21 protein-coding genes and 1 pseudogene are annotated in these 24,973 nt (G+C 64.4%); 14 read left to right on the top strand and 8 right to left on the bottom strand.

Features of this window, described 5'->3' with window-relative positions; all coding sequences use genetic code 11:
* Positions 1-63 precede the first annotated feature (63 nt).
* The 3 genes from RQP53_RS20000 to RQP53_RS20010 all read right to left on the bottom strand — a co-directional run bounded on the left by RQP53_RS20000 (position 64) and on the right by RQP53_RS20010 (position 7,193).
* Entirely contained in the window at positions 64-1,047 is a 984-nt protein-coding gene (locus RQP53_RS20000) for an RHS repeat-associated core domain-containing protein (protein WP_315652459.1), read from the bottom strand.
* Between the two features lie 669 nt (positions 1,048-1,716).
* Positions 1,717-4,758: an RHS repeat domain-containing protein gene (locus tag RQP53_RS20005; RefSeq protein WP_315652460.1), complete on the bottom strand. Its 3,042-nt coding sequence runs from the start codon at positions 4,756-4,758 to the stop codon at positions 1,717-1,719.
* 2 nt (positions 4,759-4,760) lie between these two features.
* The gene (locus tag RQP53_RS20010; protein WP_315652461.1) at positions 4,761-7,193 is read right to left on the bottom strand and encodes an RHS repeat domain-containing protein; all 2,433 of its coding nucleotides are present in this window, start codon (positions 7,191-7,193) and stop codon (positions 4,761-4,763) included.
* A 582-nt stretch (positions 7,194-7,775) separates the two neighbouring features.
* Between RQP53_RS20010 and RQP53_RS20015 the strand changes: the two genes are divergently transcribed.
* On the top strand, positions 7,776-8,795 hold the full coding sequence (locus tag RQP53_RS20015; protein WP_315652462.1) for a S1/P1 nuclease: 1,020 nt from the start codon (positions 7,776-7,778) through the stop codon (positions 8,793-8,795).
* Between the two features lie 16 nt (positions 8,796-8,811).
* On the opposite strand, the gene RQP53_RS20020 is transcribed toward RQP53_RS20015, so the two are convergent.
* Entirely contained in the window at positions 8,812-9,237 is a 426-nt protein-coding gene (locus RQP53_RS20020) for a MerR family transcriptional regulator (protein WP_315652463.1), read from the bottom strand.
* 70 nt (positions 9,238-9,307) lie between these two features.
* On the opposite strand from RQP53_RS20020, the gene RQP53_RS20025 reads away from it, so the two are divergent.
* Genes RQP53_RS20025 through RQP53_RS20035 form a run of 3 tightly spaced genes read left to right on the top strand, consistent with a single transcriptional unit; the run spans position 9,308 to position 13,333 of the window.
* Positions 9,308-10,552, top strand: a complete 1,245-nt coding sequence (locus RQP53_RS20025; protein ID WP_315652464.1) for an NADH:flavin oxidoreductase/NADH oxidase family protein — start codon at positions 9,308-9,310, stop codon at positions 10,550-10,552.
* A gap of 43 nt (positions 10,553-10,595) precedes the next feature.
* Positions 10,596-11,057, top strand: coding sequence for a (2Fe-2S)-binding protein (locus RQP53_RS20030; protein WP_315652633.1), 462 nt, complete (start codon positions 10,596-10,598; stop codon positions 11,055-11,057).
* Positions 11,054-13,333 carry a xanthine dehydrogenase family protein molybdopterin-binding subunit gene (locus RQP53_RS20035; RefSeq protein ID WP_315652465.1) on the top strand — a complete coding sequence of 760 codons (2,280 nt, stop codon included), beginning with the start codon at positions 11,054-11,056 and terminating at the stop codon, positions 13,331-13,333. Before RQP53_RS20030 ends, RQP53_RS20035 begins: the two co-directional genes overlap by 4 nt.
* Here RQP53_RS20035 and RQP53_RS20040 read toward each other — a convergent pair whose 3' ends face one another.
* The gene (locus RQP53_RS20040) at positions 13,334-13,612 is read right to left on the bottom strand and encodes a protease inhibitor I42 family protein (protein WP_315652466.1); all 279 of its coding nucleotides are present in this window, start codon (positions 13,610-13,612) and stop codon (positions 13,334-13,336) included. It lies immediately after the preceding gene.
* A gap of 36 nt (positions 13,613-13,648) precedes the next feature.
* Complete coding sequence (locus tag RQP53_RS20045) at positions 13,649-15,358, bottom strand: DUF8189 domain-containing protein (protein WP_315652467.1); 1,710 nt, start codon at positions 15,356-15,358, stop codon at positions 13,649-13,651.
* A gap of 207 nt (positions 15,359-15,565) precedes the next feature.
* Here RQP53_RS20045 and RQP53_RS20050 point away from each other — a divergent pair, with 207 nt between their 5' ends.
* The 5 genes from RQP53_RS20050 (at position 15,566) to queE (ending at position 19,948) form a co-directional block, all read left to right on the top strand.
* Positions 15,566-16,033 (top strand): hypothetical protein, encoded by a 468-nt coding sequence (locus tag RQP53_RS20050; protein WP_315652468.1) that lies wholly within the window; start codon positions 15,566-15,568, stop codon positions 16,031-16,033.
* Positions 16,030-16,923, top strand: a complete 894-nt coding sequence (locus tag RQP53_RS20055) for a DUF2145 domain-containing protein (protein ID WP_315652469.1) — start codon at positions 16,030-16,032, stop codon at positions 16,921-16,923. The genes RQP53_RS20050 and RQP53_RS20055 overlap by 4 nt, the downstream gene beginning before the upstream one ends.
* Positions 16,924-17,108: 185 nt before the next feature.
* Positions 17,109-17,789 carry a class I SAM-dependent methyltransferase gene (locus RQP53_RS20060; RefSeq protein WP_315652470.1) on the top strand — a complete coding sequence of 227 codons (681 nt, stop codon included), beginning with the start codon at positions 17,109-17,111 and terminating at the stop codon, positions 17,787-17,789.
* A gap of 349 nt (positions 17,790-18,138) precedes the next feature.
* Positions 18,139-19,245, top strand: a complete 1,107-nt coding sequence (locus RQP53_RS20065; RefSeq protein WP_315652471.1) for a 6-carboxytetrahydropterin synthase — start codon at positions 18,139-18,141, stop codon at positions 19,243-19,245.
* 55 nt (positions 19,246-19,300) lie between these two features.
* A complete protein-coding gene (queE, locus tag RQP53_RS20070; protein ID WP_315652472.1) occupies positions 19,301-19,948 on the top strand; it encodes a 7-carboxy-7-deazaguanine synthase in 648 nt (215 codons plus the stop codon).
* Between the two features lie 131 nt (positions 19,949-20,079).
* Here the strand turns inward: queE and RQP53_RS24775 are convergent.
* Positions 20,080-20,451, bottom strand: a pseudogene (locus RQP53_RS24775) (cation:dicarboxylate symporter family transporter); the annotation flags it as partial.
* 365 nt (positions 20,452-20,816) lie between these two features.
* Here RQP53_RS24775 and RQP53_RS20080 point away from each other — a divergent pair.
* From RQP53_RS20080 to RQP53_RS20090, 3 genes are all read left to right on the top strand, one after another.
* Positions 20,817-21,131, top strand: a complete 315-nt coding sequence (locus RQP53_RS20080; RefSeq protein WP_315652473.1) for a nucleotide pyrophosphohydrolase — start codon at positions 20,817-20,819, stop codon at positions 21,129-21,131.
* The gene (locus RQP53_RS20085) at positions 21,131-21,805 is read left to right on the top strand and encodes a 3'-5' exonuclease (protein ID WP_315652474.1); all 675 of its coding nucleotides are present in this window, start codon (positions 21,131-21,133) and stop codon (positions 21,803-21,805) included. The genes RQP53_RS20080 and RQP53_RS20085 overlap by 1 nt, the downstream gene beginning before the upstream one ends.
* A 95-nt stretch (positions 21,806-21,900) precedes the next feature.
* Entirely contained in the window at positions 21,901-22,419 is a 519-nt protein-coding gene (locus RQP53_RS20090; RefSeq protein WP_315652475.1) for a GNAT family N-acetyltransferase, read from the top strand.
* Between the two features lie 65 nt (positions 22,420-22,484).
* On the opposite strand, the gene RQP53_RS20095 is transcribed toward RQP53_RS20090, so the two are convergent.
* Positions 22,485-23,663 (bottom strand): polysaccharide deacetylase family protein, encoded by a 1,179-nt coding sequence (locus RQP53_RS20095; RefSeq protein ID WP_315652476.1) that lies wholly within the window; start codon positions 23,661-23,663, stop codon positions 22,485-22,487.
* Positions 23,664-23,864: 201 nt separating this feature from the next.
* On the opposite strand from RQP53_RS20095, the gene RQP53_RS20100 reads away from it, so the two are divergent.
* Positions 23,865-24,470 carry an AbrB/MazE/SpoVT family DNA-binding domain-containing protein gene (locus RQP53_RS20100; protein WP_315652477.1) on the top strand — a complete coding sequence of 202 codons (606 nt, stop codon included), beginning with the start codon at positions 23,865-23,867 and terminating at the stop codon, positions 24,468-24,470.
* Complete coding sequence (locus tag RQP53_RS20105) at positions 24,467-24,928, top strand: PIN domain-containing protein (RefSeq protein ID WP_315652478.1); 462 nt, start codon at positions 24,467-24,469, stop codon at positions 24,926-24,928. The genes RQP53_RS20100 and RQP53_RS20105 overlap by 4 nt, the downstream gene beginning before the upstream one ends.
* Positions 24,929-24,973 lie beyond the last annotated feature (45 nt).

Raw genomic sequence — 24,973 nt, forward strand, 5'->3', positions numbered from 1 at the left:
GGGGCCGCTCGATCACGTCCCGCCTGCCGAGTTCGAAGCCAATTACCATCGTCAACGCGCTGGTCAGGCCGCGACCGTCTGACTTAAACCAACTGGCCTCCGCGGAACCCGGGGCGTTTCACCCGTGACAAGCAGATCAAGGCTGAGATTTCCCGTTCTACCCATTAGGCACGTCTCAAGGCATACTAGGTTTTTCGACGTCACCCCATCGACGGGGACCGTTCGAGGCGGTGGTGCGTTATAACGAATCAAGCCAAGAGGATCGACAAACGCGATTGGATTCCCGCCAACATACGCATACGTGTTGATACCGCCCTGCAGTCCGATGGGGTCACTTTGAACATACCTCCCCGTCCCCGCATCGTAGTCTCTGAACCCATTGAAATGCAGCCCCAGAAACCCGTCGTACTGCTGGCCTGGCAGGCGCAGGCTGATGTTGAGATCACCCAAGCCTGAAGGGTCGGTCTCTGCAGGCGCGCTGCCAAAGGGCTCAGCCAGCCAGCGCCAGCGGGGGCGGCCCCGATCATCCACCGCAACCCGTGGCGCACCCAGGTGGTCGCTGTAGAGGTAGAACACCTCGACGCCCGCGTTGGCACTGGATGGCCCCGCAGCCCCCGCCTTGGGCCGCATCGCCGCCACCGGCATGCCATCCAGCCAGACGTACTCGATCTGCGTGATCAACTGGCCCGTTGCATCCTGCCGATACTCGCCCAGCAACTGGCCTTCCTGGTCGTAGGCATAGAAGGTATTGCCGGCATTGGGGTTGCCGCCGGCCCCGCTGATGCTGCGCCGCACGCGCTGGCCTTGTGCGTCGTAGGCCAGTGCCAGCTTTGCGCTGCCCACCTCCAGCTGCGCCAGCCGGCCGTCCAGGCCGTAGATGGCGTTGCTGTAAGGCGCGCTGTCAGTGGTGGTGTTGCCGGCGGGGTCGTAACTGAGGGTGCAGGCCGGGTTGCTGGAGCGTTTGCAAGGCGCTTGAGCGAAGGAGCGCGTTGGTCTTGCCCTTGTTGGACGGCACGGACGCGCAGCTGATAGGTCAGCGCGGGTCATCGACCCGCCCTATGAAACTTGAAATTTGAGACCTGACCCCGTGCCAAGGCCATAGACGGCGTTGCTGTACAGCGCGCTGTCGGTGGTGGTGTTGCCAGCGGGGCACCCATGTTGGCATGGCCGGGACGCGCAATTAATGAGTCAGCGCGGGTCGTTGACACGCCCTAAAAACACCTCGCCGAGCGCGCCCGCGCCCGCGGCATCGAGATCAATCAGCTCGTCAATGAATTGCTCAAAAAGGATATCGAGCTGATCGAGGCGGCCAGGTAGGCAGCGCTGCAGCAGCTCGATTTGCTCGCAAGGGTCAGGCTTGCTTGCAGGCTAAAGAGCTGCCCCCGGGCTTAAGACTTTGCTCTTTCAAGACCTGACCCTCAGTCGCTTTCCTCAGCCGCTTTCGAGTTGACGGGCTTCGCACGGCCGACTACTCCCGCCGTCGGTTCCTATCGTTCCTTCTAGCGGCCAACCAGCTAACGCCCGTTGCTAGGCAGAGCATGACACCCGTCACCGTTACCAGTTCGGCTGCATATCTGCCACCAATGACCGTCAGCAGTCCTTGAATTAGGCGAGGACCAGCAGCCTTGACACCATCAGCTTTTGTTGGCGCCACCTCAGGCATTCCTAAGCCTAGCCCCACAAGGCAAAGACCAAGCCAGAACAGCAGGGATCGCATCAGTACCGCCTAAATATTGAGGTTCCTCGCTTCCAGTTGCTCATCACGTCTCTTGCATTGGCGTAGGGGTCGATGTTTGGGTCGAATGGACGCTGCCATGCAGGATCACGGCCAGGCCTGACACATCGGCATCCATCCGGAGCGTCTGCCGTAGATGTCGCCGGAGGTAAGAAGTCACTTGATTTCATGTAGTCTCTACGACTGCACATTGAAGCGGACTGCGGGCAGTACCACTCAAGGCAAGGCATATCAAGGGGGTCACCAGGAAACGATGGGTTGGGTGTCGCGCCCATCGACGCAGCAGCTTCCTGCGCAGTCCTGCCAGGCAAATCACTTCGCGAAGGTGGTCTGGGCATTGAACCACGTGGGTAATAGGTACCCGGCGCCGCCGGACCTTTCTGTAGGCCCTCCGGATCAACGTAACTAACGGGATTCCCCTCAACGTACGCATACGTATTGACGCCGCCCGCGAGCCCAATCGGATCCGATTGCACATACCTCCCCGTGCCCGCATCGTAGTCCCTGAACCCATTGAAATGCAGCCCCAGAAACCCGTCGTACTGCTGGCCTGGCAGGCGCAGGCTGATGTTGAGATCACCCAAGCCTGAAGGGTCGGTCTCTGCAGGCGCGCTGCCAAAGGGCTCGGCCAGCCAGCGCCAGCGGGTGCGGCCCTGATCATCCACCGCGACCCTTGGCGCACCCAGGTGGTCGCTGTAGAGGTAGAACACCTCGACACCCGCGTTGGCACTGGATGCCCCCGCAGCCACGGCCATGGGCCGCATCGCCGCCACCGGCTGTCCATCCAGCCAGACGTACTCGATCAGCGTGATCAGCTGGCCCGCTGCATCCTGCCGGTACTCGCCCAGCAACTGCCCTTCCTGGTCGTAGGCATAGAAGGTATTGCCGGCATTGGGGTTGCCGCCGGCCCCGCTGATGCTGCGCCGCACGCGCTGGCCTTGTGCGTCGTAGGCCAGTGCCAGCTTTGCGCTGCCCACCTCCAGCTGCGCCAGCCGGCCGTCCAGGCCGTAGATGGCGTTGCTGTACAGCGCGCTGTCGGTGGTGGTGTTGCCGGCAGGGTCGTGGTTGAAGCTGCGGGCCGGGTTGCTCAGGGCCAGCAGGCGGTTGCTGGTGGCGGCGGTGGTGTAGTTGCGGGTCTGGCCGTTGAGCGTGACGCTGCTGCGGTTGCCATTGGCGTCGTAGGCGATGCTCCAACTGCTGTTGCTGCCGCTGAGGAAGACGCTGGCCAGGCGGCCCAAGGCATCGTAGGCAAAGCTCTGGTCCAGCGCCGGCTGCGCGGCACCGCTGGCGATGGCGTAGTGCTTGTAGCTGATCAGGCGGTCGGCGGCGTCGTAGTCGAGATCGCGCATCAGATCGCCGAGCCGGTAGCGCAGCAGCCGGCCGCTGCTGTCGAACCACCGTTCATTGAGTTGCGCGCCGGTGCTGAAGGGCCAGACCCAGCTTTGCAGCGGGCCAAACGGAGCGTAGCGAATCTGACTGAGCAGGGGCTGGGTCGCACCGAGCTGGATGGACGTCAGCAGGCCGTCCTGGTAGCTGAGCGTGAGTTGCGCGCCGCTGGGGTAGCTGATGCTGCTGATGTGGCCGGCGGCGTCGTAGCCATAGCCGCTCACCAGCACGACGTCGGGCGCGCCGGTGCTGGCGCCTGTACTGGCGCCTGTGGTGATGCGCTGCGTTTGCTGGGTGATGCGGCCCCAGGGGTCGTGGCGGTATTGGCTGCTGCCAGCGGGCGAGCGGGCCGTGGTCAGGCGGCCAATGCCGTTGCTGAAATTGCTACCGGTTTCGTCGTAGGTCCAGCTGTAGCTTTGGCTCGCTTGGCCGGCCTGGCTGTAGACGACGCTGTTGGTCCGCCCGAGGGCGTCGTATTGGTAGCTGGCTTGCACACCACGGCTGTCGGTGCGGCTGCTGAGCCGCCCGGCTGCATCCAGGACCTGCTGGCTGGTGCCGGTATCGGGGCTGTCGAGCTGGCGCAGCCCGCCCAGGCCATCGCGGCTGTAGCGGGTGACGAGGCGGCGTGGGTCGGTGACTTGGGTGAGTTGATCCTGGCCGTCGTAGGCAAAGGCGGTCTGGCCGTTCAAGGGATCGGTGCTGTTGATGCGCCGGCTCAGCGCGTCATAGCGGTGTTGCGTCGAGAAGGCGGCCGACTCTGGCGCCAGCGTTGTGCGGGTGGGATTACCCAGGGCGTCGTATTCAAAGGCCTGGACGGGTGCGGCCGGCGCGGGCAACGGCGGCAGCGCGGCCGAGGCCTGCACCTGCTCGACGAGGTAGGGTGATTGGCTGGCCTGGTGGGCGGCATCACCCGCGTAGCTGGCCATCAGATTGTGCTGGCCCAGGGTGCCCAGAGTGCGGATGACGCTGGCCTGGCCGGCGCTCAGGGGCGCCGTGCCCAGTGATTGGGCGCCATCCCAAAAGCTCACGTTGCCGCTGGCCGTGGCCGGGCTGACCCGGGCCGTCAGCGTCAGGGGCTGGAAGAGCCCGACGGGGTTGGCCGAGCTGCTGAGCGCGGTGCTCGTAGCCTGCGGGGCAGCCAGCACCACAAGCGTTGGTAAGACGCCAGAAAGGCTGGCGGCACCATAAACGCCTTCTGGATCGAGAAACGAAGCCGACAGCGTGTACCTGCCTGGTGACAAGCTGCCTGCAGCGATGGTGAGCTGGGCCTGGGCCCTGGACGGCGTGCAGCCGGCCTGCGACAGTTGTGCTTGAATGCCACCAACCGGGCTGCTGGCCGCTTGGGCCAACGAGGCCGTGGACATGGGATCCACACAGGGTCGAGCCACCATTTGCGCTAGGCTGACAGCCACCACGCCCAAGACATCGGCTCCGGCCTTGAAGGTGACATTGCCGCTGGCCACGGGCGTCACCGTTGCCGTCAGCGTTACGGCCTGGCTCACATTCACCGGACTGGCCGGTTGCGCGAGGGTAATGCTGGTGCGGTAGACGGCCTGCGCCGAGGCTGACAACGCGTTGAGCAGGCACAGCGGCAGCAGGAGTTGACGGGCATAGCGTCCTTCGAAGAGATGACGCATGTTTAGTCCCTCCCGATCTGCTGTTGCACTCGGTTCAGCGCATCAAAGCTGCGCGTCAGCTGGCGAGCCAGCTGACCCTTGGGGTCAGTCACTTTTTCTGCGGTTAGATTGCCGGCACTGTCCAGGATGTACTCGATGCGGTTGCCGAGACTGTCGGCGACGGCGGTTAGGCGGTGGGCGTCGTCGTACTCGTAGCTAACGCTGCTGGCATCGGGCAAGGTGGTGCGCTTGAGCAGGCCAGTGGGCCAGTAGGCGTAGCCGATTGTGGCACCGCCGGTGCTGGTGCTGATGAGCCGTTGGCGGGCGTCGAAGGTGCGGGTGGTTGCCGTGCCGTTGGGGTCGGTCATGCTCAACCAGTTGCCCAGGGGCTCATACTGGGCGAAGCTAGTGACCTGCCCCAAGCTATTGGTAACGGTGGCGAGGTCACCCGCGGTGTGGTCGGCTGTGGTGCTGGGGTAATAGGTATATGTGGTCTTGTTGTTCAGCGTGTCAGTGGCGGTGAGCACCTGGCCGTGTTGGTTGTATGTCCATTGCTGGACACGCGCCGGGACGGTAGCGTCCAGCGGGGCGGCAAAGCCCTTGGAGCCGTCGGCATCCAACGTGGCTTGGTCTACTTGCTTGCACAGCACAACGATGGGGCTGGCATTCAGCAGTGTGGCGCTGCCCGGGGCGCAATACAAAGTCGCGCCGCTGTTGAAGGGGTCAGGCTGGCCGTTATAAACGCTGGTGGTAAGCCGGCGGGGTTCGGCGAGTCTTACGACGTCGTTCCAGTCCGGGTGGTACCGGGTGCTGATTTTGCGGCTGCCAGAAGGCAAGGTAGCGCCGGCGCTCAATGGAATCCCACATGCTGAGTCAGCTGGCAGGCCTTCAACACGGGCAATCTCCAGCTTACGGTTCTGGTCATATGCAAAGCAGCGCCTGTAGCCGTTGAAGTCCTGCTGCCAACTCAAGTTGCCATTGATGTCGTATTCTTGAGCGCTTGTACTCGCCGAGCATCCAGAACCGGCTGGCTGAGATTTGCCAGTCGGCATCGGTTGATTGGCGACCATTTTTGCCGCAAGCGATATCGATGCCCCAGAGGGGGCTGTGACCATTGGCGCTTCTGGCTCAATCCAGGAAAGCGATATATAAGTGATCGCCCATTCCAAGTCTTCATCAATATCGGCGAGGATACCGGGTTCCTTTTGGTATGCAACCGTAAACCTATTTACTCCCCCAGCGAGCTCAGTACCGGTGGCCAACCCGTTTGAGCTGTAACTGTACGTGGCGTATCGCGCATTATTCTGATCCCTGTAGCCAGTGAGGGCCCAAGGAAGATCTTCGCGCTCATATAGCAGCTTGGTATTTGTCGAGTCCGGCCAATCTATTTTTATCAAGTTATCAGAAGCCCCCCATGAGAAAGTTATTTCGGATTCGGGAGTCGATCTTATAGCCTTCAAACGAAGGCCTACCTGATCGGACGTCACGCCCTCGTAGCTGAAATCTACGCCGCGCCCAAAGCTGTCTGTCAATCGCTGTATATATTGAGCAGACTTGCCATTGTAAAGTCCGGTCTCGGTCCCGTAGTGGAATAATAATGATTGGCCTGTTTTCTGGTCGATCCTGATTATTCTGCCCGTAGAATCGTATAACTCCAGATTGCCGCTGTTCTGATCTTTAAGTATGTAGCCGCCCTCAACCGGAGACAATATCTCATGCACATCGACATCTGGTTCAAAATTGTTGAACATCAAGACGCTACCGTCGCCGCGCATCGCCAAAACTTTAGCGTCGCTGGAAAATAGCAGAGCCTTGTGAGTTGAAAGAAACCAAGGCGGACTCACCCCTGAGATAGTGAGCGTTGGTAGGGCTATTGACGAAGTGGTTGCCTGCCTATGAGCGCTGTCAAATGTCAAAGTCAATAGATTTGCGAAGCCATTCACACCCAGTTCAAATCTTGATGTTTTTGATCCCGTTAACGCATGAATGGGATTTCCAAACTGGCCGCCACATGGTTTCTTTTTTTTGGTTTTGTCGTCTATAAAATATAACTTTTCACACAAATCAGTATATTGCTGCTGCCCTAGGCTATATTGCAAGATCTGGCCAGAATCGCAGTAGACCCCGATGGCGGCAGCATCAGGCTCGGGGCCAGTAGTTGTCCAAAATCTAATGAATGGCCTGACGCAGATTCCAAATCCTCTCTGAACTCGAATGCATTGGGTCGGGCCAGTGAAGTCGGAGCACAAAAAACCCTCACAATAGCCCTCCTTATTTTCAATGATTGCCGCCTCAATACTTTCGCTTGATGCAACAGGGGCACCGGGAAAATCAAGTTTTGATGAGGTCAGGATTGATATTGCAGAGGAGGCATTTACGCATGCAAGTAGGGCTCCAATAATTAGCGCACCCTTAAAAGGCATTAGAAGATCCGTGCAAATAAAAATAGACTTCATAAACACATCGCTCCACAAGTTTCCTTGAAAATTATTGTGTGCTCTTCGAAATCGGCATCGATGAAAATCGACCTTGAGATGGGCAAAATGCAATCAGAGATATAGATATTTCCGGGTCTTCTATCGGAGCCGTATTTTTTGGGAAGACCGGTCTGAAATCTGCCTGATCAGCCTGTGTGTCGGCCAGCGCCCTCTTCCTCAGTGAAGCACCCCGTCACGCGTCGTTGTGGGTGACATAGCCCAGCGAGCAAAGTGCCCCGAATACGCACAGCACAGGACGCACGGTCACTCATTTGCTTTGAGCACCTGCGTTCATAGGATCCCGCCAGTCGACAAAGTCTTTTTTGCATTCGCGTCCGCTGCGGCCTGACCAAATCGGTCGCTCACGTCTTGCTTCTAAAGCGAGCCGCACTCCACCCGAAATGTGTTTAATACGGCGCTCATCTAGCACATTAGTTGTTGCTTCATGATTCGCCTGATGTAAACCCTTACAGGGTAGCCGCGTGGCGGCCGCGGATGAACGCCCAGCAGGGCGGCTCACATTCAACGGAAAATCGCGCCAACGTATACGCAGCTCTCACCATGTCGTACCCCACATCTCAAGTCACGTTTGCGCTTGCCGCTTTCTTGTCCATCACCAGCGGCTCCGCCCACGCCTTCGGCGCCGTCGGCCATTCGGCCATCGGCGATGCCGCAGCGGCGCTGATCAAGGGCAGCCGGGCGGAACAGCAGGTGCAGCGAATTCTGGGCAGCGTCTCGCTGCACGACATCGCCGTCTGGGCCGACTGCGTCAAGGGCATCGATCCGGCCAGCGAATTCAAGTACACGGTAACCGGCCGTTATCCCGAGTGCGCGGTGTTCGAGAACAACCCGGATGAAGAAGCGCGGATGCGTGACTATGTGCAGCGCAATCACGAGGCTTGTGCGCCCAAGCCCGGTGAGGAGAGCTGCCACAAGCAGTACCACTACACCAACCCGGCCTTGCAGCGCGGGCGCTATGTGCAGGGCGCGCTGGGCACCAGCGAGCATGATCTGGTCGGCGCCATCGGCGCGGCCGTCACCGTACTCAAGGGCGGCAAGGCGCCGGCGCCCTTCAATCTGGCCAATGAGCGTGAGGCGCTGGCACTGCTGGTGCACATCGTTGGCGATGTCCATCAGCCGCTGCATGTGGGCTCGGTCTATCTGGATGAAGCGGGCCATGCGATCGACCCGGAAGACGGCGTCGACCGCGGCCCCACCCATACCGTCGGCGGCAATGCGCTCACCCTGCCAGCTAGCAATCTGCACGCCTACTGGGACAACGCGCCGGGCAAGCTCAGCGCCGAAGACCTGGCGGCACTACCGGCGGCTGCCCGCAAGATAGCGGCCAGCAGCGGCGACGTGTCGCAATGGCCGGCGCAGTGGGCCAGCGAGTCGCTGCAGCTGGCCGGGCAGGCGCTGCAAGGGGTGACATTCGGGCTGCGCCAGCAAAGCCTGCGCGGCCCACGCTGGGCGGCCGAACTGCCGGCTGACTACGAGCCCCGCGCGCTGGCGATCACCCGCCAGCAGCTGGCCCGCGGTGGTGCGCGGCTGGCCGCCTTGCTGAAGGCGATCTGGCCCTGAACGCCGGACGCTGAATTCAGGCGCTGCGCTTGCGGCGCGTCGGCTTGGCCGCCGGCGCTGCCGGCATCTCGGCCTGCAGATACAAGCAACGCCCCTCGGGCCACTCGTTCTGCAGGTGCTGGATCAGGGCCTCGGTATCCTGGCGCTGCTGCTTCAGCTCGCGCTGCATGGTGTCGATCTCCTGCAGCCGTTCCTGCAGGCTTTGCATGACCAAGTCGTGTGGCACGGTCGACTGGCCTTCCATCACCTTGCGCAGCTTGTCCAGCGAGAAGCCCAGGCGCTGGGCCAGCTGGATGGCCAGCAGGCGCTGCAAGGCCGCGTCGTCGTAGTTGCGGTAGCCGTTGGGGCCGCGACTGGCGGCGGGCAGCAAGCCGCTGGCCTCATAAAAGCGAATCGCCGAGGCCGCCAGGCCGGTGCGCGCTGCCAGTTCACCAATCTTCATCGCCACTCCTGATCGACATCCGCAAAAGTCACTTGACCTTCAAGTTGACTTGAAGCTTAGCATGCCGGCCATGAAGACCGATGCCCTGTTCGACCCGCTGCGCCTGCCCAACGGCCGCCAGCTGCCCAACCGCCTCGCCAAGGCCGCCATGGAGGAGGGCCTGGCCGAAGCCGGCCAGCTGCCTGGCCCCGCCATCGCCAGTCTCTACCAACGCTGGGCCGAGGGAGGTGCTGGCCTCTTGATCACCGGCAATGTGATGGTCGACGGTGCCGCGATGACCGGCCCGGCCGGCATTGCGCTGGAAGCGCAGACGCCGCTGGACGGCTTCAAGCACTGGGCCGCGGCGGTGCACCGCCATGCGCCGGCCGGCACCCAGCTGTGGATGCAGATCAATCACCCCGGCCGCCAGGTCTTTGCCGCCATGGGCGAGACGGCCTGGGCGCCCTCGGCCGTGGCGCTGCAAATGGGCAAGCATTCCAAGCTCTTCGCCCAGCCGCAGGCGCTCGGCGAGGCGCAGATCGCCGGCGTGATCGAGCGCTTTGTGCAGACCGCGCTGCAGGCCCAGGCGGCCGGTTTCGACGGCGTGCAGATCCACGCGGCCCATGGCTATCTGCTGTCGCAATTCCTGTCGCCGCTGGCCAATCAGCGGACCGACCGCTGGGGCGGGCCGATAGAGCACCGCGCCCGGCTGCTGCTGGACATCGTCGATGCGGTACGCGCCGCCGTGCGGCCGGACTTCGGCGTCGGCGTCAAGCTGAACTCGGCCGATTTCCAGCGCGGTGGCTTCAGCGAGGCCGATGCACGCCAGGTCGTCGAGCTGCTCAATGGCCGCGGCCTCGATCTCTTGGAACTCTCCGGCGGCAGCTACGAAAGCCCGGCCATGCAGGGCCGCACCGCCGATGGCCGCACGCTGGCCCGCGAGGCCTATTTCCTTGAGTTCGCCCGCGAGCTGGCCTCCGTGGCCCAGATGCCGGTGATGACCACCGGCGGCATCGCCCGGCCCGAGATTGCCCGCCAGGTGCTGGCCAGCGGCGTGGCCCTGGTCGGCCTCGGCACCGCGCTGGCCATGGCGCCCGATCTGCCGCGGCGCTGGCGCGAGGGATCGCCACTGACGGCGCCGCGCCCCCAGGTCGGCTGGAAGGACAAGACCCTGGCCAGCATCGCCACCATGGCCCTGGTGCGCCGCCAGCTGCACCGGATGAGTGCCGGCGGCCTGCCCAGCGCGGCAGATTCGCCGCTCTTCACCCTCTTGCTGGACCAATGGCGCAACAAACGCCAGACTGCACGCTACCGCCGCTGGCGGGCCGCGCTGTGATCAGAATCGGAGCCCCGGGATGACATTGAACATCGCCAATTCGCTGACGCTGACGATCAACGGCCAGCGGCGCTCACTGGACGTCGAGCCGGACACCCCCTTGCTGTGGGTGCTGCGCGATGAGCTGGGCCTGACCGGCACGAAGTTCGGCTGCGGCGTCGCCAGCTGCGGCGCCTGCACCGTGCATATCGACGGCCAGGCCACCCGCTCCTGCGTGATGCCAGTCTCGGCGCTGGCCGGGCGGCAGATCCGCACCATCGAGGCCGAGCCGGACCGCATCGTCCAGGCCCTGCAGGCCGCCTGGCTGCACCACCAGGTGCCGCAGTGCGGCTATTGCCAGAGCGGCATGATCATGGCCGCCGCCGCGCTGCTGGCCGAGAAGCCGCGGCCCAGCGATGCCGAGATCGAAGGCGCCGTCAGCAATCTGTGCCGCTGCGGCACCTACCAGCGCATCAGAGCAGCCATCCACGAGGCGGCCGCCCACTTGCTGGGAGGCCAGGCATGAGCGCGCCATCGCCTTCACAAAAAGGCGGCAGCAAGCTCAAGCGGCGCAGCTTTCTGATTGCCGGCGGCCTGCTCGGCGGCGGCGTGCTCTTGGGCGTGGGCCTGAAGCCGCCCACGGCACGCGAACGCCTCGGCGAGGCCAGGCTGTTCCAGCATGAAGGCCAGGTGGCGCTGAACGCCTGGGTGCGCATCACGCCGCAGAACGAGGTCGTGGTGGCGCTGCCGCGGTCCGAAATGGGCCAGGGCGTGCACACCGCGCTGGCCATGCTGGTGGCCGAGGAGCTCGATGCCGATTGGAGCCAGGTGCGTGTCGAGCAGGCGGCCGTGGCCAAGGTCTATGCCAATGCCGCCTTGCTGCTCAACGTCGTGCCGATGATGAGCGACGACGAGAGCTGGGCGGCAAGGCTGACGCGCTCGGCGCTGCAGGGCCTGGGCTATGCCTTGCAGCTGCAGGTCACCGGCGGCTCGAGCAGCGTGCGCGACGCCTGGGAGCCGATGCGCCTGGCCGGCGCTACCGCGCGCGCGATGCTGGTCGATGCAGCCGCGGCCATGTGGCAGCTGAAGGCCGAGGAGCTGACGGTGGCCAAGGGTCAGGTCTTGCATGCGGCCAGCGGGCGCAGCGCCAGCTTCGGCGCGCTCGCCGATGCGGCAGCCAAGATGGCGCCCCGGCGCGATATCGCGATGAAGGACCCGCAGCACTACCAGCTTATCGGCAAGCCGGTGCCACGGCTTGATGTGGCGGCCAAGAGCAATGGCAGCGCGCAGTTCGGCATCGATGTGCGGCCCGAGGGGCTGGTCTATGCCGCGATCCGCCAATCACCGGTGTTCGGCGGCACGCTGAAATCCTTTGACGCCAAAGCCATCGGCCAGCAGCGCGGCATCATCGACGTGCTGCCGGTGGGCAGCAATGCCGTGGCGGTGCTGGCCGACCGCTACTGGCGGGCCGCCCAGGCGCTGCAGCAGCTGCCCGTTGTGTTCGATGAAGGCCCGCATGCGGCGCTGGATTCGGCGCAGATCCGCCAGCAGCTGCTCGATGCCTTGCCGCAAAGCGGTAGCGGCTTTCGCAGCGAGGGCGATGCCGCGCAACAACTGGCCCAGGCCGGAAAGAGCATCGAAGCGCTGTACGAGGCGCCCTTCCTCGCCCACTCGGCGATGGAGCCGATCAACTGCACGGCACAGTTCAAGGATGGCAGGCTCACCGTCTGGTGCGGCACCCAGGTGCCCGATATCGCACGCTGGCGCGCCGCCGCCGTGGCCGGCATCGCCAGCGATCATGTCGATCTGCATGTGCCGCTGCTGGGCGGTGGCTTTGGCCGTCGGCTGGAGGTGGACATGGTGGAGCAGGCCGTGGAGCTGGCGCTGAAGACCAAGGGCCGGCCGGTCAAGCTGCTGTGGAGCCGCGAGGAAGACATCCAGCACGATATGTACCGCCCGGTGGCGCTGGCCAGCTTCAAGGCGGCGCTGGACGATCAGGGCCGGCCGCTGGCCTGGCTCAACCATGTCGCCGCGCCCTCGATCGGCCTGGCCACGATGGAGCGCCTGCTGCCCAAGGTGGCCGCCGATGCGCCGGACAAGAACCAGGTCGAAGGCGCTTTCGACCTGCCCTATGCGGTGCCCAATCTGAGCGTGCGCCAGCATCGCGTCAAGACGCCGGTGCCGATCGGCTCCTGGCGCAGCGTCGGCCATTCCTACAACGCCTTCTTCACCGAGGGCTTCATCGACGAGTTGGCGCACGCCGCCGGCAAAGATCCCTTCGAATACCGGCGCAGCCTGCTGGCGGCCAAGCCGCGCCACACGGGCGTGCTGGAACTGGTCGCGGCCAAGGCCGGTTGGGGTCAGGTCTTGCCTGCGGGCCGGGCGCGTGGCATTGCGCTGCACGAGAGCTTTGGCTCATGGTGCGCGCAGGTGGCCGAGGTCTCGCTGGAGAATGGCCAGCCCCGGGTCCACCGCGTCGTCTGCGCAATCGACTGCGGCCTGGTCGTCAACCCGGACACGGTCGAGGCCCAGATGCAGAGCGCCATCGTCTATGGTTTGAGCGCGGCGCTGTTCGGCGAGATCACCATCAAGGCCGGCCGCGTCGAGCAGAGCAACTTCCCCAGCTACGAGGCCGTGCGGATGGCGCAGATGCCGCAAATCGAGGTGCATATCGTGCCCAGCCGCGCCGCGCCCGGTGGCGTGGGCGAGCCGGGCACACCGCCGATCGCACCGGCGGTAGCCAATGCGCTGTTTGCCCTGACCGGGCAGCGGCTCAGAAAGCTGCCGCTGCGCCTGGCCTGATCAGCTGACCATCACCTCGATCTCGCGTTCCTGGGCCAGCGTCGTTTCCCAACGGCGCTTGAGCACGAAATGCAGTTGCAGCGGGCCGGGCTGATCGGCCTGCAGCTCGAACACCTGGGTACCGCCATCGCCGATGGCGGCATCCGGCGCGATCAGAAAACGCATGCCCAGCAGCTTGACGCCGCTGGGCGGCGCGGCCAGCTCCCACATATAGCCGGTGCTGGGCGCCGAACCCAGCTCCAGCGTGAAGGGCTGGCCGGCCTTGGCTTCAATGCTCATGGTGTGCCTCGTGCGCGGCGCACCATGCGCCAAGGCTCAAACGTACCACTTGTGATACATCGCCGAGTCCGTGCCTTCGACGAAGCAGTCGAGCCGGCCGGCCGCCCAGGAACTGACGCCCACGCCGCTGGACAGCACACCGCCCAGGTCTTCCTCGCCGCTCCAGGCCGAGCCGTTCCACCACTTGTGCATCATGTGGAAGCTGACGCCCGGGTAGAACACGTCGATGCGGTTCGGGCCCCAGCTGACCGCACCGGGCTCGGCCGCCACATAGCCGCCCAGGTTTTCCCAGCCGCTCCAGGCCGCGCCGTTCCACCACTTGTGATAGAGCTTGCTGTCCGTGCCCTTGACGAAGCAGTCCAGGCGGTTGGCGCTCCAGGACGACACCGCCGGCCCAGAATCGAGCACGCCGCCGAGGTTCTCCCAACCGCCCCAGTGAGCGCCATCCCACCACAGGTGATACATCGCCGAGTCCATGCCCCGGGCAAACACATCGATGCGGTTCGGGCCCCAGGACACGGCGCAAGGCTCGGATGAGAACTGCCCGCCGAGACTCTCCCAGCCGCTCCAGCCGCCCTGGTACCACTTGTGATACATCTTGTGGTCGGTGCCCACGGCAAAGATGTCCAAGCGGCCATTGCCCCAGGAGCAGATCGCCGGTGCGCCCTGGATGATGCCGCCCAGGCTCTCCCAGCCCAACCAGCTGCTGCCGTTCCACCAACGGTGGTAGACGGCCGAATCGGTACCGCGCGCCACCACATCGATGCGATTGGCCGCCCAGGAGGTCGCACTGGGCTTGGAGGTGATGATGCCGCCCAGGCCTTCGTAACCGTGCCAGCCATGGGCCGGTGCCGGCAGCTTGACGCCTCTTGCCGTCTCGAAAGGGTAGGTGTCGAAATTGCATTGGCCGTAGCCAATCTTGAAGAAGCCGCCAACACCAAAGGTGGTATCCCAGGAGTTCTTGCAGATCCAGCACTGCTCGGCTTCGGAATAGCCAATCACCTCGACGCAGTGGCCACCCACATAGGGGCCACTGACGTGGTGATAGACACCGCCGCCATAGCTGAAGAAGTCGTCGTAGACGTCAAACGACGCCGCGCAGGGGCCGATATTGCTGAGGTAGTTCTTGCGATCAGTGATGTTGCTCAGGCTGCCATGGCTGGTGATCTTGATCGCCTGTGCATCGCGGTTCGGGATCGGGCCGGCGTGTGGAATCCAGTAATGTGGCGGATTCGGATCGACATGCGGCGGGTTCTCGAACGCCGACATATAGGGGAAGAGGGCATCTGGAACCACGCCGCGCGCCTGGATCTGGGCCAGGCAGGCATTGGCATTCCAGCCGCCACAGCTGGGGCCGTGCGAAGACGCGAAATGCGAGTCGGCCTCGGACAGATCGAGCAGCTGCCCGAGCTCGATCGACGCCATCGACTCCACCAGGGCCGTGCAGCAGAAGCTGACGCAGGAGCCGCATTGCTTCTGGTTCTTCACCGAGGTGACGTGGTTGCCATTGCGATTGCGCCAATCAACTGCAGGCGCAAAGGCAGCCGTCACGGCAGCGGCTGCAGCCATCGGCGCCTTGCTCGCTGCGGCCGTGACGGCATCCTTGTAAGACTGCGGGAAGTCGCCGCCGAGCAGCGCTCGCTTTTCATGATCGCTGAGCAGCGAATGCGGCGTCTGCCGCGCCGTCCAGCTGGCCTTGGCCTGGCTCAGCTGTGTGCTGAGGGTGTTGATGTCTAACGTCGCCATGATGCGTCACTCCCTGAATCAATGTTGACCGTGGCCATCGCGATGGACGGGCACCTTTTGACCTTAGAGCCCGCTTCGAGCGAATTCAACGCGGCACCCCTAGCTTGTCTGCTCGCTCCCCCTAGCTTCGTAGTGCGGTGGATGAACTAGGGGAGCTAGCGGCAAGGCCTTATGCTTTCGCCCATCGACAATGCCCGGCCGCTCCCCATGACTGATCGTTCGCTCCGCCACACCGTCCGTGCCTTGCTGCTCGGCAGCGCGATGCTGCTGGGCGGTCTTGCCAGCGCTTCATCGCTGGTTTCGGCGATCGACAGCCTGTCGACCTCGCTGGGCAGCGCCTCGGATTCCATCCAGAGCAGCAGCCAGTCCTCGACCGGCGGGCGCCGTGTGGCGGCCGGTGACTACCGCATTATTGAAGTGGCTCAGCTGCCATCTCAGGCCGATGGTGCCCAGTTCGCTCGGCTGCAGCTGCAGGGCAGCGAAGGCCAGACCTTCTATCTGCGCCTGCCGCTGGCCACGCTGCAGCAGGCGGCTTTGGCCGCGGGCACAGGCGTGAGCGCCAGCGAACGGCCCTATGGCCTGGCCTTCAGCCGCCAGGGCGAGGCGGCGCCGTTCTATCTGGTGCTGGACGATGACTGGTATCAGGAATTGCGCAGCCGGCCCGTGCGGCTGTGAAGCGGCTTGCCTGGGCCCTCGCGCTGCTGCTGGCCGGGCCGCTGGCCCAGGCCGACAGCCTGACGGGCTGTCAGGTCGAGCCTCAGCCCAGCGCCGCCGAGCAGGACCGGCTGCTGCGCCTCGCCGCCGTCATCAAGACCGAGCTGCAGGCATCCGGCCAGGCGCTGGCGCTGATTTCGCGCGCCGGGCTCAATCTGCGTCTGATCGGCCAGCGCTATTCGCATGCCGGACTGAGCCTCAGGCAGAACAGCCACTCGCCCTGGGCGGTACGCCAGCTCTACTACGCCTGCGACGAGCAGGCGCCGCGGATTTTTGACCAGGGCTTGTCCGGCTTTGTGCTGGGCAGCGGGCGGCACAGCTTTGTCTCGGTGCTGCTGCTGCCTGACGAGGCCGCCGAGGCGCTGACGCAAAGCGCCCTGGACGACCGCCAGGCCTTGCAGCTGCTGGGCGCCCACTACAGCGCCAACGCCTACGCCTTTGGCCTGCGCTACCAGAACTGCAATCAATGGCTGGTCGAGCTGTTGGCGGCGGCGTGGTCCGGCACCTCAGCCGACACAGTGATTGAGCGTGCCGAGGCCCAGGCCTGGTTGCGCGAGGCCGGCTATCAGCCCAGCAGCATCGAGTTGGGCCTGCGGCCGTTGTACTGGCTCAGCGGCCTGCTGCCCTGGCTGCACCAGGACGATCACCCGGCCGAGGACCGCGCGGCGGCCCGCTACCGGCTCAGCCTGCCCGCCGGCATCGAGGCCTTCATCCAGCGGCGGCTGCCCGAGACCCGCCGAATCGAGTTCTGTGCCGACGATCAGCACATCGTCGTTCACGCTGGCTGGACGCCGCTGGGCGCCGACTGCCAGGCCGGGCCAGACGACCGGCGCATCGCCTTACAAGGCTGAGCGCCAGGCCGCCTGCCAAGGCCAGCGTCTACACTGGCGGCGCGCGAACTGCTCGCGCTTCCCCGTCTTGCCTCACGCTCATGCTTTCCGGATTGGTGCCAACACGCCCGAGCCGGCTTCATCACTGTGCCGCATCGCGCCCTCGATGAAATCAAGCCGGCCCCGGGGCTGGCGCGGAGCCGCCCATGCCGGGTTATCAGGTCAAACAGGAGTCGGTGCCCATCACCGGTGTGGCCGCGCTGCTGATACGCAGCCTGCTCGACAAGCAGCAATTCAGTGACCCGCTCGGCGAGGCCGAGGCCCTGGGCATCTCCTCGGCCGCCTGGCCGCTGTTCGGCCTGCTCTGGCCCTCGGGCCAGCAGCTGGCGCAGGCCATGGCGGCACGTGCCCCGGTCGAGGGCGAGAGCATTCTGGAAATCGGCTGCGGCCTGGCGCTGGCCAGCCTGGTTTGCCACCGGCGCGGCAGCATGGTCACGGCCAGCGACTGCCACCCGCTGGCCGCCGCCTTCTTGCTGGAGAACCTGCGCCTCAATGGCCTGGCGCCGATGCGCTACTGCCATGGCGACTGGTCGGCCGCACCCAGCCAGGCGGGCACAGCGCCGGCCGTGCAGGGGCGCTTCGATCTGATCATGGGCAGCGACGTGCTCTACGAGCGCGACGACGGCGGCAGCCTGCCTCTGTTCATCGAACGCCATGCCAGTGCGGCGGGGGAGGTGATGATCGTCGACCCGGACCGCGGCAACCGCAGCGCCTTCAACCGCCGCATGCAGGTACTGGGCTACCGTCTTGAGGAAACGCGGCTGCGCCAGGATCTGCCCTCCGCGCAGGCCTATCGCGGCCGCTTGCTGCACTACCGCCGCGGCTGATCCTGGCCACGCCGGCGCGGGATAAGGCTGTGGGCAAGTTTCTGACAAGCCGGCGCTTGTCCACAGCCGCTCGTTTCGGCGCCAAGTTGTTCATGCTTGTGCACCGCTGCTTCCCGGCTTCCGCACACAGCCTTGTTGAAGCCGCAAGTGATTGATGCCGCTCGACTTATCGCGCTTATCCACAGCCCAGGCACGCCTCTACTAAGACTACCAAGAAGACATATTGAAATACCGTTGAAGAAAGAAGAGCACGCAAGACCTGGCCCCGGTCTGGCTGGATGCGCCGCTCTTTGCCAGCACAGGCCCTGCCGTGTCACACTGCCGTGCTGCGCCTCCCTTGCCTGTTTCCATGAGTACCTCCACGCTGTTTGCCGCCTCTGCCGGCTTTGAATCCGCCTGCCAGATCGCGGCCCTGCCGGTCGGCCATCGCAGCCGTGGCCTGCACGGCCACAGCTATTTCGCCACTGTGCGGTCGCAGCTGCCGCCGGGCTGGGCTGATTTCCCCGGCGCCGAGGTCGAGACGCTGCGCCAGCGCCTGCTGGCCTGCATCGCGCCGCTGGACCATGCGCTGCTGAACGAGCAGATCGACCAGCCCACCGACGAGAACATTGCCCGCTGGATTCGCCGCCGTCTCGAAACCGAGTTCGGCGTGCCCGGCATCCAGCAGATCGGCATCCAGAGCACCCAGCACTCGGGCGTCGATCTCGATGTCGATGGCCGCGCCCATGTCTGGCGCCGCTACCGCTTCCAGGCCGCGCACAAGCTGCCCAATGTGCCGCTGGGCCACAAATGCGGGCGCATGCACGGTCATGGCTTCGAGGTCATCCTCCATGCCAACCAGGACCTCGGTGAGCGCGACCTGAGCATCGACTACGACCACCTCGACGAGATCTGGGCGCCGCTGCATGCGCAGCTGAACTACCAGTGCCTGAACGAGATCGAAGGGCTGGAGAACCCGACCAGCGAGATCGCCTCCTCCTGGCTGTGGGCACGCATCAAGCCGCAGCTGCCCGAGCTGAGCTGGGTCACCGTCTACGAAACCGGCTCCTGCGGCGCCAACTTCGACGGCCAGCAGTACCGCATCTGGAAGGAGCTGACGCTGGACAGCGCCATCCAGCTCAAGCGCGCGCCCGCGGGCAGCCCGCTGCGCGCCATCCACGGCCACACCTATACGCTGCGCCTGCATCTGAGCGCGGCGCTTGATGCGCTGATGGGGTGGACCGTCGATTTCGGCGATGTGAAGACCCAGTTTGATCCCATCTTCAAGGCCATCGACCACCGGCCGCTGTACGAGATTGCCGATCTGCCCGATGGCGACACCGCCTCGCTCGCCGCCTGGGTGCTGGCCAAGGCCCGCGAGCGGCTGCCCGCGCTGGACCGGGTCGATTTCTATGAGACCCGCGGCTGCGGCGCCATCGTCAGCGCGCCCGGTGCCGACGATCTGATTCCGGTATGAGGCGGCTTCAGCGGCTGAACGCCCCCCACGGACTTCCATTCGACGAAGAGCTGTCATGACCTACGCCGTCAAGGAAATGTTCTACACGCTGCAGGGCGAGGGCGCACAGGCCGGCCGGGCGGCCGTGTTCTGCCGCTTTGCCGGCTGCAATCTGTGGAGTGGCCGCGAGCAGGACCGCGCCAGCGCCGTCTGCAATTTCTGCGATACCGATTTCGTCGGCACCGATGGCCAGGGCGGCGGCAAGTTCGCCACGGCGGACAGCTTGGCCGACGCGGTGGCGGCGCTCTGGCCCCAGGCGGCTGGGGGCAACCTGCCGGGGCGGCCCTACGTCGTCTGCACCGGCGGCGAACCGCTGCTGCAGCTGGACGCGCCGCTGATCGAGGCCCTGCATGCGCGCGGCTTCGAGATTGCCGTGGAAACCAACGGCACCCAGCCGGCGCCCGCAGGCCTGGACTGGATCTGCGTCAGCCCCAAGGCCGATGCCGAGATCGTGCTGACCCGTGGCAACGAGCTGAAACTGGTCTTCCCGCAGCCGCTGGCGCGGCCGGAGCGCTTTGCCGCACTCGACTTCCAACATTTCTTCCTGCAGCCGCTGGACTCGTTGCTGCAGAAGCAGCACACCCGCGAGGCCGTGGCCTACTGCATGGCTCATCCGCAGTGGCGGCTGTCGGTGCAGATGCACAAGGTGGTCGGGATAGATTGATCCCCCCTACGCGCTTCGCGCGCCCCCAGTCCTGGGGGCAGGCCCGGCGGACCGGCGGAGCCGATCCGCGGGCCTTGCTGGGCCTTTACTGAGGACTTAGACGGATTGCTTCGCGGCCATGTGCGCGCGTGGCGATCCAGGATCTGCTCAGGCGCTTCGGCTTCCAGCGCTGTTCCGCCGTCCAGGCGGGCTTGCAGTCGGTCCATGTCCAGATCGCCGGTCCGTTTGGCGACGACCAGGGTGGCCACACCGTTGCCGATCAGATTGGTCAGCGCGCGGGCTTCGCTCATGAAGCGATCGATGCCAAGGATCAAGGCCGGGCCCCGATCGGCATGCCGCCCACCGCCAATAGCGTGGTGGCCAGCACGATGAAGAGCAGGCAGGTCAGTGCCCAGCTGTACCAGTGAACCGAGACCGTACTTGCCAGTGGTGAAGGCCATCGCGCTAAACGCGCCGATAGGTGCCAGCTTCATGATGTAGCCGACGATCCCAAAGTGCACGTGGAAATGCAGACCATGCCCAAGCACGTTTGGTCAAAGCTTGTCCAGGGACAAGGCTGTGGACAAGTCTTGCGCAGCAGGCGGCTTGTCCACAGCGCTCGCGCCAGCGGCCGACTTGTTGTCTGTTCACGCGCCTGCAAAAGAGCCTTCGACCCACAGCCTTTTTGAGCAGGCAAGTGCTTGATCGGAAAAGAGATTTCAGCCTTGTCCACAGAACCGGGGCGGCTCTACTAAGACTACCAATCAGAAAGATTGAAATACTGTTGTTGAAAACCGGAGCCGCAAAAATTCGGCGCTGTGGCGTGTCTGCCCTGGGCCACGCCTGAGCCGCTTGGCTTCAGGCCGCCGCCCATGCACACTCGCGGCCCATGAACATTGCCGAGTTGCAGACCCGGCTGCGCGACTTTGCTGCGCAGCGTCAGTGGGAGCCCTATCAAACACCCAAGAACCTGGCCATGGCCATGGTGGTTGAGGCGGCCGAACTGGTCGAAATCTTTCAGTGGAAAACGGCCGAGGAGTCGCAAGCGCTTGACGAGGCCACACGCACCCATCTCGGTGAGGAAATTGCCGATGTGCTGCTCTACCTGCTGCAGATTGCCGACCACGGAGGCGTCGATATCGAGGCGGCCGTCGAACGCAAGCTGGGCATGAACGCGCAGAAGTACCCGCCGGTTTCACGCTGATGGCTCAGGCGGAGACGATTGCGGTCATCGACTTCGAGACCAGCGGCATGAGCCCGGCCTCGGGTGGCCGGGCCACCGAGATTGCGGCGGTGCTGGTGCGCGAGGGCGAGATCGTTGGCGAGTACCAAAGCCTGATGAATGCTGGCGTCTGGGTGCCCCCCTTCATCGAACAGCTGACCGGCATCAGCAATGCGATGCTGGCCAAGGCGCCCCCCGCAGCGGTGGTGATGGCCGAGGTCGACGCCTTTACCCGGGGCTGCCCACTGATCGCTCACAACGCCAGCTTCGATCGTGGCTTCTGGCAGTACGAGTTGGCGCAGGCCGGCTGCATGCCCGACCCGGCCCATGAGTTCGCCTGCACCGTGCTGCTGGCCCGGCGGCTGTACCCCGAAGCGCCGAGCTGCAAGCTGGGCGCCTTGGCGCGCCACCACCAGCTGCCCGATATGGGCCGGGCTCACCGCGCGCTGGCCGATGCCAAGACAACGGCCCATCTGCTGCTGCGCATGCAAGCCGATCTGCTTGATCGCTATCGGGCTGAACTGCTTGGGCTGCCGGCCTCACACGCGCTGCTGGCGCGCCTGCAGCGGACGGCCAAGACGCAGCTCAAACGGGCGGTGAGCGAGCACGTGAAGCAGGCTAGGCAGGCTCAGCAGCTGCGGCTTGCGCAGTTCTGAGGGCCGAAAAAATCGCCTTGTCAAGCGCTGAGATTCGGTCTTTTGGCAGGGAAAATCCTGCCCTTCGTTTTCGCTAATCTCACTGGTTTCTTCGTATGCCGAGTATTCAGGTTCGTCCGGCCACCTTGCGTGATGCCAAAGCCATTGCCGAGATTCATGTTGCAGCCTGGCAGGACGCCTACAAGGGTTTGTTGCCCGATTCCGCACTCGACGCGCTGTCGGTGCAGAAGCGTCAGGCCTTCTGGCGCGAGGCCATCGATCTGTGCGAGCCGCAGGTGGTCGTCGCTCATATCGACAACGAGATGATGGGCTTCGTTGGCTTCGACCGTTCGCGCGACAAGGGCACGCCCTCGAGCACCGGCGAGATCTGGGCCATGTATGTGGCACCCCAGCACTGGGACAAGGGCGTTGGCCTGGCCCTGTGGGATGCGGCCCGCGATGGCCTGCAGGAAGAGGGTTGCACCAAGGTCACGCTGTGGACCTATCTGCGCAACGAGCGCGCCCTGCGCTTCTTCGAGCTGGCCGGCTTCAAGCGCGAGCTCAACACGACCAAGACCACCGAGGTCAACGGCGTGCGTTTGGAAGAACTGCGCCTGCATCGCTCGCTGGTCTGAGACGCTTCTCAGCCTGCAAATGAAAAGCCCGGCACTGCCGGGCTTTGTCGTTCAGGGCTCTTGCTTCAAGGCTTTTGCTCGGCATGCGTTGCCGTGCCCCCTGAAGCCTCTGCTTCGGTCACTACCAGGGCCTGGCCATCCCAATGGGCAAAGCGGTAGCCGCGTGCCCTCAGCTGCTTGATCAGCAGCGGCAGGGCCTCGGCGCTGCGCTGGTGGATGTCGTGCATCAGCACGATGCCGCGGCCGGCATGGTCCAGCTCCTCGAGCACCCGCTGGACGATGGATGCCGGTGAGGGATCGGCCCAATCCATCGAATCGATATTCCACAGCACCAGGCGCAGGTGGCGCTGCTCCAGCTCGGCCAGCACCTGTTCGTTCAAGGCGCCATAAGGGGCGCGGAACATGCCGGTGCGCGCCGGGCCGGCGGGCACCAGCTGGTCGAGCAGCTGCTGGGTCAGATCGATCTCTTCGTCGATCGCGGCCTCGCCCAGCTTGGACATCTGCGGATGGCTGTAGCTGTGATTGCCGATGGCATGCCCGCCGGCAATGACCTGAGCAACGATCTCCTGGTTGTGCTTGACGATGGCCTGGCCGTTTTCTCGCTCGCCCAGATTGCGGCCGACCTGGAAGAACATGGCCTTCAGCCCATGCTCGCCCAGCGTCTTCAGGATGGCCGGCGTGTGCACCGGATGCGGGCCATCGTCAAAGCTCAGCAGCACCGTGCGCGCGGGCAGTTCCAGGCCGTGCCATTCACGCTCGCGGGCTGCGCGTGCCAGATGCAGATCCTCGATGCTCAACGGCGTGTTGCCGAGATGGCGTGACAGCCGCTGCTCGATATCCTGTTGCTGTTCCAAGCCCTGTAGCCAGCGCTGCCGCTCGTCGCCATCCGCTGCAACTCGCAGCTGCTGGAACAGCACCAGCAGCTGCTCGTGCAAGCTGCCGTGCCAGGCCGTCTGCAAGCGCAGCTCGGAGAGCAGCGGCCGCAGCGCGGGCAGCTCCGTCCTGCTCACGGCGCCGGCGACAGCCATCAATTCCTGCAAAGGCTCTATCTGTCCGGCATGGGCCGCCGCCGTCAGCGACGCGACCAATTTTTGTGTCTGCGCCTGCTGGTCTTTTCTGATCCGGTAGAGGGCGGCTTGGGCCTGGGCATGACGCGGATCCTGCGGGCTGACCTGCGCCAGCAACTGCTCATCGCGATAAAGAGACAGCAGTTCATCAAGGCGTGCCTTTAGCTTGTTAGGCAAATGTTGAGTCGCTGCTGCTGTGCTGGCTTCCGCGCCCGATATGGGGTGGCCCTGCGCGATGCCAAGCCATGCGATCAGGCAGGTGGCAAATAGAGATTGCTTCGTGTTCATCATGGCTGGCGCGCATCTTAGCTTTGGCATCCAGGGGCCTGAATTCTTGCCCGCGCAGCAGAAAAATCACTGCAAGGAGAGGGTAAAGTAATGTCCCCTTACTTTCCGAACTTCCTCCAAGTGCTCGCCAAGATAACGTCCAAGAATCAGTTGACCCTGCCAAAAAGCGTGACAGAGAGTCTGGGTCCGGTGCAGTACTTCGACGTGCAAACTAGGGCCGGGCAAATCGTGCTGACGCCGGTACGCATCCAGCGCGGCGACGCGGTCAGGGCCAAATTGGCAGAGCTGGCCATCGACGAAAAAACGCTCGAAAAAGCATTGAGCTGGGCCAAGGCCGGCACGGCGGCCAAGAAATCATCGAGTGGCAAAAAAACGCCGGCCGCCGCGGCGCCAAAAAAGCCGGCAAAACCATTGAGTGGTGCTCGGGCGCGGGTCGCTGCTAAGTCCGCCATCGACGGCAAAACCATTGAGACCGTAACAAACGGTAGCGCTCGCCGCACCGCGGGCACGGCAAAACCATCGAGTGCGAAAAAGCCGGCCCGTCCAGCCACCGCGCTCAAGACGGGGCGCAAAACAGCGGCCAAGCCGGCCGCGAAAGTGCCTGCCAAGACAGTGAAAGCGAGTGCTGCGGTCGTGCCGAAGCTGGCGGCCAAGCGCGCCCGCGGCGCAGCCAAGCCCGCGGCTCGTCGCGCATGAGCCGGCGTCCCTCTCGTTCGGCCAGCCGGGCGGCGGTGCCGCGCCTGGTGATTGACCATGCCTTGCTGCTGCGCGCGCTCCTGCTCAGCGATGAGCGCAGCCGCGCCCTGCGCCAGAGTTGGCAACAGGGGCGCTGCCGGCCCTTGATCAGCGCCGATCTGGCCCAGACCCTGATGCGGGCGCTTGCGTTTCCGGGCCTGCGCTTAAGGCCGGGTCAGCAGCATGAGTTGCTGGCTGATTTCTTGCCCTATGCCGAGGCCTGCACGGCAGCGACGCCTGCCTTGGGTAGCCGTTTGCCGCGTGAGGAAGCGGCGGCGCTGGAGCTTGCCGTGGCCGCCTCGGCCGATGTGCTGCTGACCGAGGGTCAGGCCTTGCGTGCGCATCTCGCCCGTTGGGGCGAGCAGCGCTACGGCCGATTGCGCGCCGAGTCGCTGGACGAGTTCCTGGCGCGTTTCTGAGCTTTTTTCGCCGCGAGGGCAGCCACGAATCTGTTAGATTCCCGC

It is taken from the genome of Roseateles aquae (assembly GCF_032337115.1).
GTDB lineage: Bacteria > Pseudomonadota > Gammaproteobacteria > Burkholderiales > Burkholderiaceae_C > Roseateles_C > Roseateles_C aquae.

Coding starts and splice junctions, on each gene's coding strand:
- RQP53_RS20000 (WP_315652459.1), bottom strand. CDS start 1,047: ATGACCCGCGCTGACCTATCAGCTGCGCGTCCGTGCCGTCCAACAAGG.
- RQP53_RS20005 (WP_315652460.1), bottom strand. CDS start 4,758: ATGCGTCATCTCTTCGAAGGACGCTATGCCCGTCAACTCCTGCTGCCG.
- RQP53_RS20010 (WP_315652461.1), bottom strand. CDS start 7,193: ATGAAGTCTATTTTTATTTGCACGGATCTTCTAATGCCTTTTAAGGGT.
- RQP53_RS20015 (WP_315652462.1), top strand. CDS start 7,776: ATGTCGTACCCCACATCTCAAGTCACGTTTGCGCTTGCCGCTTTCTTG.
- RQP53_RS20020 (WP_315652463.1), bottom strand. CDS start 9,237: ATGAAGATTGGTGAACTGGCAGCGCGCACCGGCCTGGCGGCCTCGGCG.
- RQP53_RS20025 (WP_315652464.1), top strand. CDS start 9,308: ATGAAGACCGATGCCCTGTTCGACCCGCTGCGCCTGCCCAACGGCCGC.
- RQP53_RS20035 (WP_315652465.1), top strand. CDS start 11,054: ATGAGCGCGCCATCGCCTTCACAAAAAGGCGGCAGCAAGCTCAAGCGG.
- RQP53_RS20040 (WP_315652466.1), bottom strand. CDS start 13,612: ATGAGCATTGAAGCCAAGGCCGGCCAGCCCTTCACGCTGGAGCTGGGT.
- RQP53_RS20045 (WP_315652467.1), bottom strand. CDS start 15,358: ATGGCGACGTTAGACATCAACACCCTCAGCACACAGCTGAGCCAGGCC.
- RQP53_RS20050 (WP_315652468.1), top strand. CDS start 15,566: ATGACTGATCGTTCGCTCCGCCACACCGTCCGTGCCTTGCTGCTCGGC.
- RQP53_RS20060 (WP_315652470.1), top strand. CDS start 17,109: ATGCCGGGTTATCAGGTCAAACAGGAGTCGGTGCCCATCACCGGTGTG.
- RQP53_RS20065 (WP_315652471.1), top strand. CDS start 18,139: ATGAGTACCTCCACGCTGTTTGCCGCCTCTGCCGGCTTTGAATCCGCC.
- queE (WP_315652472.1), top strand. CDS start 19,301: ATGACCTACGCCGTCAAGGAAATGTTCTACACGCTGCAGGGCGAGGGC.
- RQP53_RS20080 (WP_315652473.1), top strand. CDS start 20,817: ATGAACATTGCCGAGTTGCAGACCCGGCTGCGCGACTTTGCTGCGCAG.
- RQP53_RS20085 (WP_315652474.1), top strand. CDS start 21,131: ATGGCTCAGGCGGAGACGATTGCGGTCATCGACTTCGAGACCAGCGGC.
- RQP53_RS20090 (WP_315652475.1), top strand. CDS start 21,901: ATGCCGAGTATTCAGGTTCGTCCGGCCACCTTGCGTGATGCCAAAGCC.
- RQP53_RS20100 (WP_315652477.1), top strand. CDS start 23,865: ATGTCCCCTTACTTTCCGAACTTCCTCCAAGTGCTCGCCAAGATAACG.
- RQP53_RS20105 (WP_315652478.1), top strand. CDS start 24,467: ATGAGCCGGCGTCCCTCTCGTTCGGCCAGCCGGGCGGCGGTGCCGCGC.